Source organism: Serratia silvae, assembly GCF_023282985.1.
Lineage (GTDB): Bacteria > Pseudomonadota > Gammaproteobacteria > Enterobacterales > Enterobacteriaceae > Chania > Chania silvae.
Genome location: NZ_JAGQDC010000001.1, coordinates 436686 through 444241 on the forward strand (window position 1 = coordinate 436686; position 7556 = coordinate 444241).

6 protein-coding genes and 2 tRNA genes are annotated in these 7556 nt (G+C 53.9%); 7 read left to right on the plus strand and 1 reads right to left on the minus strand.

The window, feature by feature from the left end:
- Position 1: 1 nt before the first annotated feature.
- A complete protein-coding gene (locus tag KAJ71_RS01875) occupies positions 2 to 1393 on the minus strand; it encodes an MFS transporter (protein WP_248944119.1) in 1392 nt (463 codons plus the stop codon).
- A gap of 203 nt (positions 1394 to 1596) precedes the next feature.
- Between KAJ71_RS01875 and pncC the strand changes: the two genes are divergently transcribed.
- The 7 genes from pncC (at position 1597) to KAJ71_RS01910 (ending at position 7554) form a co-directional block, all read left to right on the plus strand.
- Positions 1597 to 2085, plus strand: coding sequence for a nicotinamide-nucleotide amidase (pncC, locus tag KAJ71_RS01880; protein WP_248944120.1), 489 nt, complete (start codon positions 1597 to 1599; stop codon positions 2083 to 2085).
- Between the two features lie 112 nt (positions 2086 to 2197).
- Complete coding sequence (gene recA, locus KAJ71_RS01885) at positions 2198 to 3262, plus strand: recombinase RecA (RefSeq protein ID WP_248944121.1); 1065 nt, start codon at positions 2198 to 2200, stop codon at positions 3260 to 3262.
- A 57-nt stretch (positions 3263 to 3319) separates the two neighbouring features.
- Positions 3320 to 3853: a recombination regulator RecX gene (recX, locus tag KAJ71_RS01890; RefSeq protein WP_248944122.1), complete on the plus strand. Its 534-nt coding sequence runs from the start codon at positions 3320 to 3322 to the stop codon at positions 3851 to 3853.
- A 131-nt stretch (positions 3854 to 3984) separates the two neighbouring features.
- The gene (alaS, locus tag KAJ71_RS01895; RefSeq protein WP_248944123.1) at positions 3985 to 6612 is read left to right on the plus strand and encodes an alanine--tRNA ligase; all 2628 of its coding nucleotides are present in this window, start codon (positions 3985 to 3987) and stop codon (positions 6610 to 6612) included.
- 254 nt (positions 6613 to 6866) lie between these two features.
- The gene (csrA, locus tag KAJ71_RS01900) at positions 6867 to 7052 is read left to right on the plus strand and encodes a carbon storage regulator CsrA (RefSeq protein ID WP_004091602.1); all 186 of its coding nucleotides are present in this window, start codon (positions 6867 to 6869) and stop codon (positions 7050 to 7052) included.
- A gap of 332 nt (positions 7053 to 7384) precedes the next feature.
- Positions 7385 to 7477, plus strand: a tRNA-Ser gene (locus KAJ71_RS01905).
- Positions 7478 to 7480: 3 nt separating this feature from the next.
- Positions 7481 to 7554 (plus strand) — tRNA-Arg (locus KAJ71_RS01910).
- Positions 7555 to 7556 lie beyond the last annotated feature (2 nt).

The window sequence follows — 7556 nt, forward strand, 5'->3', positions numbered from 1 at the left end:
ACTAGAGCATGGTATAGGCTTTTTTCAGCCCGGTATCTTCTTCAGGGTCCGCACCTTGAGGCTGGGCTGGCTCTTCTTCAGGCAACGGTTCCGCCAACGGCGTTTCTGTTTGCGGGTCGGGGGCTGCTTCCGGTGCTGGCATGGTCTCCTGAATGATCTGCTCATCGAACGTCGGGTTTAATGCCGGGGAAAGCGGGGAGCTGGAGAGGCTGTCTGGCATGGCGATATGGGGCACTGGTGCATCCTGGACAAACTGCGACTCATCCTGTTTGACAGTCCTGCTGCAGGCCATAATCAACAGCCCACACAGCGCGAAAAACACATACAGGATATTCCCACCCAGAGGCTGGATCAACGCACCGACGGCCAGCGGCCCGATGCTGGCCCCCACGCCAAATGCCATCAGCAGACAGGCAGCCAGGGAGACGCGGCGCTCTGGCTCAATCATGTCATTGGCTAGCGCCACCGCCAGCGGGTACAGGGTGAACTGCAACATGCTGACCATAAAGCCGACGACCAGCAACACCGGGAAATCGATATGGGGCAACAGGGCCAGTGGTAAGGCGGCAATCACCAGCAGTAACGCGTTAACCCGCATCAGCAGCGTGCGGTTGTAACGGTCTGACAGCCAGCTCAGCGGAAATTGTGCCACCAGCCCGGCAAAGATCGCGATGGCCATAAACAAACCGGTTTGCTGGGTGGTCAACTCTTGCTGGCTGGCATACACCGGTGCCAACCCGTAGAAGGAGCCGACCACCATGCCGATCACCAGCGTGGTGGCCAACACTTTGGGAATGGCCTGTACAAAATAGCGTAGCTCCATTGGTGCGGGGGACATATGCCGAGCATTGGTGCGGGTTGTCAGGGCTATCGGAACCAGGCAGAGGGAGAAACACAGTGCGATCAGCAGCAGCGTGGTGATGCCGAGGTTGGTTTGCAACATCAGCACAATCTGCCCCAACGACATGCCAAGATAGGAGGCGGCCATATAGAAGCCGAATACCATGCCGCGCTGATTGGATTCGGACTGATCGTTCAACCAGCTCTCCAGCACCATGTACTGGCACATCATGCACAGGCCGATAATCAGCCGCAGTACCACCCATACAGGGATGTATTCCGTCAGGCCGTGGCCCAGCACCGCTGCGGTAATGATCCCGGCGCAGGAGACATAGGCGCGGATATGCCCGACGCGGGCAATCAGAAAGTGGCCCACCTTGCCGCCGATCACCAGGCCGATATAGTTGGCGGCGATAATGGCCCCGATCAGGGCACCGCTGACGTTGATGGAGGTTAACCGCAGGGAAATGTAGGTGGTTAGTAACCCTGAACCCAGCAGCATCAGCAGGGTAGTGGTATACAGCGGAAAGAATACACCTAACGTTTTTTTCACTCGGCCTTCCTGTTTTGGTCGAAGATTGAGGCAAACTGGTTTGCCGCAGCAAGTTGGACGTTATCCCCGATACTAACAGTTCGTCCAACGGCTTAAAACCGCAGCACTGCGAAGCGCTTGGCATTTCGGTCAGCAAACCGCCGCAGAGGCTTGATAAATGCTACCATCAGGCGCATATACCTTGATTGACTAAAGGAGAGGCTATGAGTGAGAAGCGGTTGCGTGAACTCAGTATTGCCGTTGGACAAAAGCTAAAGGCCCGCGGGCGTTGGATCAGCTGCGCAGAGTCCTGTACGGGCGGCGGTATTGCCAAGGTAATTACTGATATTGCCGGCAGTTCGGCCTATTTCGATCGCGGCTTTGTCACTTACAGCAACGCGGCAAAGCATGAACTGTTAGGGGTGGCAGAAGCGACCTTGCAGACTTATGGTGCGGTCAGCGAAGAAGTGGTGCGCGAGATGGCACAGGGCGCAATGCACGCGGCCAAGGCCGATCTGGCGCTTTCGGTCAGCGGCATTGCCGGCCCGGACGGTGGCAGTGCGGAAAAACCGGTCGGTACCGTCTGGTTTGGCTTTGCCGAACGTTCCGGCCAGGTGTTGGCACGCAAAATGCAATTTACCGGCGATCGTGATGCGGTGCGCCTGCAGGCAACGATTTTTGCGCTGCAAACGGCGCTTGATGAATTTTTGTAAAATTAGGCTTGATACTGTATGACCATACAGTATAATTAGCGGCAATTTCCTGCACAACATACATTCAGCGGCAATGCGGGTGATACCCGCATTACGCAACGAAGGAGCAAAAATGGCTATTGATGAGAACAAGCAAAAGGCGTTAGCTGCGGCACTGGGCCAGATTGAGAAGCAGTTCGGCAAAGGCTCCATCATGCGTCTGGGTGAAGACCGCTCCATGGACGTAGAAACGATCTCCACCGGCTCACTATCACTCGATATCGCTCTGGGGGCAGGCGGCTTGCCAATGGGCCGTATCGTAGAGATTTATGGCCCGGAATCCTCCGGTAAAACTACCCTGACACTGCAAGTTATTGCCGCCGCACAGCGCGAAGGTAAAACCTGTGCGTTTATCGATGCCGAGCATGCGTTGGATCCTATCTACGCCAAGAAACTGGGCGTGGATATCGACAACCTGCTGTGTTCTCAGCCGGATACCGGTGAGCAGGCGCTGGAAATCTGTGATGCGCTGACCCGTTCCGGCGCGGTTGACGTCATCATCGTTGACTCCGTAGCGGCGCTGACGCCGAAGGCGGAAATCGAAGGCGAAATCGGCGACTCACATATGGGGCTGGCGGCACGTATGATGAGCCAGGCCATGCGTAAATTGGCCGGTAACCTGAAGAATGCCAACACCTTGTTGATCTTTATCAACCAGATCCGTATGAAAATTGGCGTGATGTTCGGTAACCCGGAAACCACCACCGGGGGGAATGCCCTGAAGTTCTACGCTTCTGTCCGTCTGGATATCCGCCGTATCGGTGCGATCAAAGAGGGTGATGAAGTGATCGGTAGCGAAACCCGCGTGAAAGTGGTGAAGAACAAAATCGCTGCACCGTTCAAACAGGCAGAATTCCAGATCCTGTATGGCGAAGGGATCAACAGCCGTGGTGAGTTGGTCGATCTGGGTGTGAAGCACAAGATGATCGAGAAGGCCGGTGCCTGGTACAGCTACAACGGTGAGAAGATCGGTCAGGGTAAGTCCAATGCCTGTAACTTCCTGAAAGAAAACCCGGCCATTGCTGCGGAGCTGGACAAAAAACTGCGCGACCTGTTGCTGCACAGCAATGGTGAACCCGTTGCTGCGGGTGATGAGAAGGCCGACGACAACGAAGCAGAAACCAGCGAAGAGTTTTAATCTTTGCCGGTGGGTATACGCCCCTTGGGCGTATACCGATCACCAAGGCTTGCAAATATGAATGACGTAGGCTCCCAGCCTTCAGGTAATCAGCAAAATACGTTGATTAGCCGTGCGATGCGGCTATTGTCCCAACGCGATCATAGTGAAGCCGAACTGCGCCGCAAACTTGCGGCGTCGCCATTTATGGCGAACGCCAGATTCGGTAGTAAATCCCCGACAGAACCTCCCGAAGAGCCCGTCGATCCCGCAATCATTGAACAGGTGATTAGCTATTGCTACCAGCATAACTGGTTGGACGATCGGCGTTTCGCCAATAGCTTTATTGCCAGCCGCAGCCGCAAGGGATATGGCGCACAGCGTATTCGCTCAGAACTGATGCAAAAGGGCGTGGATAAAGAGATTGTGCAGGGCGCACTGGCGGAATGTGAAATCAACTGGTGTGAGCAAGCCAGGGAGATTGCACTGCGTAAATTTGGCGATCCGTTACCGGTAGAATGGAAAGAGAAAGCCAAGGTGTTGCGCTATTTGCTCTATCGTGGCTTCTTCCAGGAAGAAATTCAGTCGATTTACCGTGATTATGCGCAATGAATGCACACGGCGTTTTACTTCGCTGCGAAGAAAATTTATCTTATCCCCACATTTAGTTCGTGAGCCAGAGGATATCGTCAGGATGTCGAGCCTCTTTCACGCGTCGTTATTCTAGTCTTTCCGGGAAAATTATGAGCAAGAGCACCGCTGAGATCCGTCAAGCGTTTCTCGATTTCTTTCATAGTAAAGGCCACCAGGTTGTAGCAAGCAGCTCCCTGGTACCTAACAATGATCCGACGTTGTTGTTTACCAATGCCGGCATGAACCAATTTAAAGACGTTTTCCTGGGGCTGGACAAGCGCGCCTACTCGCGTGCCACCACTTCACAGCGTTGCGTGCGTGCCGGTGGCAAGCACAACGATCTGGAAAACGTCGGTTATACCGCTCGTCACCATACTTTCTTTGAAATGTTGGGCAACTTCAGTTTCGGTGACTACTTCAAGCATGATGCCATCAGCTATGCGTGGGAGCTATTGACCGGTGAAAACTGGTTCAACCTGCCGAAAGAAAAGCTGTGGGTCACCGTCTATGAGACCGATGACGAAGCCTTTGACATCTGGCAGAAGCAGATTGGCGTGCCTGCGGAACGAATCATCCGCATTGGCGATAACAAAGGCGCGGCCTTTGCTTCCGATAACTTCTGGCAAATGGGTGACACTGGCCCGTGTGGCCCGTGCACCGAGATCTTCTTCGATCATGGCGACCATATCTGGGGGGGGCCTCCGGGTAGCCCGGAAGAAGATGGCGATCGCTATATTGAGATCTGGAACATCGTGTTCATGCAGTTCAACCGTCAGTCTGATGGCACCATGCTGCCGTTGCCGAAGCCTTCGGTGGACACCGGTATGGGCCTTGAGCGTATCGCTGCGGTGCTGCAACATGTCAATTCCAACTACGAAATCGACCTGTTCACCACCCTGATTGCCGCCGTCGCTAAACTGACCGGTGCGACCGATTTGGGTAACAAGTCGCTGCGCGTGATTGCTGACCATATCCGTTCTTGTGCCTTCCTGATCGCCGATGGGGTGATCCCGTCGAATGAAAACCGTGGCTACGTGCTGCGCCGTATCATTCGCCGCGCGATCCGTCATGGCAATATGCTGGGCGCGAAAGAGACCTTCTTCTACAAGCTGGTTGCTCCATTGATCGAAGTGATGGGCCCTGCCGCTGACGAGCTGAAACGTCAGCAGGCACAGGTTGAGCAGGTACTGAAATCCGAAGAAGAACAGTTTGCCCGTACGCTGGAGCGCGGTTTGGCGCTGCTGGATGACGAACTGGCCAAGCTGCAGGGTGATACTCTGGATGGCGAAACGGCATTCCGTTTGTATGATACCTACGGTTTCCCGGTGGATCTGACTGCTGACGTCTGCCGTGAGCGTGGCCTTAAGGTTGATGAGCAAGGCTTTGAGCAGGCTATGGAGGCTCAACGCCGCCGTGCGCGTGAGTCCAGCGGTTTTGGCGCGGACTACAACAGCCTGATCCGTGTTGACGGCGCAAGCCAGTTCAATGGTTACGATCGCGAAGAGCAACAGGCGAAAGTGACCGCTCTGTTCCGCGATGGTCAGCCAGTGGATGAGATCCATGCGGGTGAAGAGGCCGTGGTGGTGCTGGACGAAACGCCATTCTATGGCGAATCGGGTGGCCAGGTCGGCGATAAAGGCGTGTTGAAAGCAGCCGGCAGTGAGTTTGTCGTGAGCGATGCGCAGAAATATGGCCAGGCTATCGGTCACCTGGGCAAGCTGGCTAGCGGCTCTCTGAAGCTGAATGACCGCGTTGATGCGGTGATCGACAGCGAACGCCGTAACCGTATCCGCCTGAACCACTCCGCCACTCACCTGTTGCATGCGGCATTGCGCCAGATCCTGGGTGAGCACGTAGCGCAAAAAGGTTCGTTGGTTAACGACAAGTACCTGCGTTTTGACTTCTCGCACTCTGAAGCGATGAAGCCAGAACAAATCCGCGCGGTAGAAGATTTGGTTAACCAGCAGATCCGTCGTAACCTATCGGTGCAGACCGAAGTGATGGCGTTGGACGATGCCAAAGAGAAGGGCGCGATGGCGTTGTTTGGCGAGAAGTACGATGACCACGTGCGTGTGCTGACTATGGGAGATTTCTCTACCGAACTGTGTGGCGGTACGCACGCCAACCGTACTGGTGATATTGGCCTGTTCCGCATCCAGAGTGAGTCTGGTACCGCAGCCGGTATCCGTCGTATTGAAGCGGTGACGGGTGAAGGTGCGATAGCGACCTTACATCAGCAAAGTGACCTGTTACAGGATGTTGCTCACCTGGTGAAGGGTGACAGCACTAACCTGAGCGATAAGGTACGTGCGGTGCTTGATCGCACTCGCGCGCTGGAAAAAGAGCTTCAACAGCTGAAAGATCAACAAGCTGCGCAGGAAAGCGCTTCTCTGTCGAGTCACGCCAAGCTGGTCAATGGCGTGAAACTGCTGGTCAGTCAGTTGGATAACGTTGAGCCGAAGATAATGCGTACCATGGTTGACGATCTTAAAAATCAGCTGGGTTCTGCGATCATCGTGTTGGCCACGGTGGAAGAAGGCAAAGTCAGCCTGATTGCGGGTGTTACCAAAGATCTGACTGACCGGGTTAAGGCCGGCGAGCTGATCGGCAACATCGCACAGCAGGTTGGCGGCAAGGGCGGTGGGCGCCCTGATATGGCAATGGCAGGCGGCACTGATGCCAATGCCTTGCCTGCGGCATTAAACAGCGTAGAGGCCTGGGTGGCCGCGAAACTGTGAATATAAATAAATAGGCACATTCTTGACGCTGTAATCCATTGTGGCTTATGGCGTTTTTAGACTGTGCTAACACAATGTAGTTATAATTGCGGGTACAAAGTTTTCCAGGTCGGCTAAACTTATTCTTAATCTGGAGTGACACCAAGTCTACTTACATTTATTGTGGGTTCTTGACTTACGTTTTCACTGTATATAATGGATAATGGCGGGGAAACTGAGAGACCCGACTCTTTTAATCTTTCAAGGAGCAAAGAATGTTAATTCTGACTCGTCGAGTTGGTGAAACCCTCATGATTGGCGATGAGGTTACGGTCACAGTGCTAGGGGTTAAAGGCAACCAAGTTCGTATTGGTGTGAATGCCCCCAAAGAGGTGTCTGTTCACCGCGAAGAAATCTATCAGCGTATCCAGGCCGAGAAGTCTCAACAGACGACTTACTGATTTCTAAGTAGCGTCTCGTTCTATAGCGAGACGCTCCTTGCTTTTCTGGACCCGCTTTATCCCTCCTTTTCATGCTAGCTGTTATCTTCCCCCACATTTTTCCAATAATCTTTCTCCTGCGATCAAACTCTTATCCGCGGTAGCACGGCATTTTCTTGTTGATAAAGCACTCTTTTTGCCGCGAAATCACTCATGTTGCCTGTGATTTGTGCAAACGCGCGAGAGTTGGGAAAAATTGTTTGACTTATAAACCCACGAAAGTAATATGTGCGCCACGCAGTGCCGATGAGCTTCTCTAAAGCAAGTTAGGCACGATTCGCAAGAAGCGTACTGGTGAGGTGGCCGAGAGGCTGAAGGCGCTCCCCTGCTAAGGGAGTATGCGGTCAAAAGCTGCATCCGGGGTTCGAATCCCCGCCTCACCGCCATTTGCATCCATAGCTCAGCTGGATAGAGTACTCGGCTACGAACCGAGCGGTCGGAGGTTCGAATCCTCCTGGATGCACC

Coding starts and splice junctions, on each gene's coding strand:
- recX (WP_248944122.1), top strand. CDS start 3,320: ATGAATGACGTAGGCTCCCAGCCTTCAGGTAATCAGCAAAATACGTTG.
- pncC (WP_248944120.1), top strand. CDS start 1,597: ATGAGTGAGAAGCGGTTGCGTGAACTCAGTATTGCCGTTGGACAAAAG.
- alaS (WP_248944123.1), top strand. CDS start 3,985: ATGAGCAAGAGCACCGCTGAGATCCGTCAAGCGTTTCTCGATTTCTTT.
- recA (WP_248944121.1), top strand. CDS start 2,198: ATGGCTATTGATGAGAACAAGCAAAAGGCGTTAGCTGCGGCACTGGGC.
- csrA (WP_004091602.1), top strand. CDS start 6,867: ATGTTAATTCTGACTCGTCGAGTTGGTGAAACCCTCATGATTGGCGAT.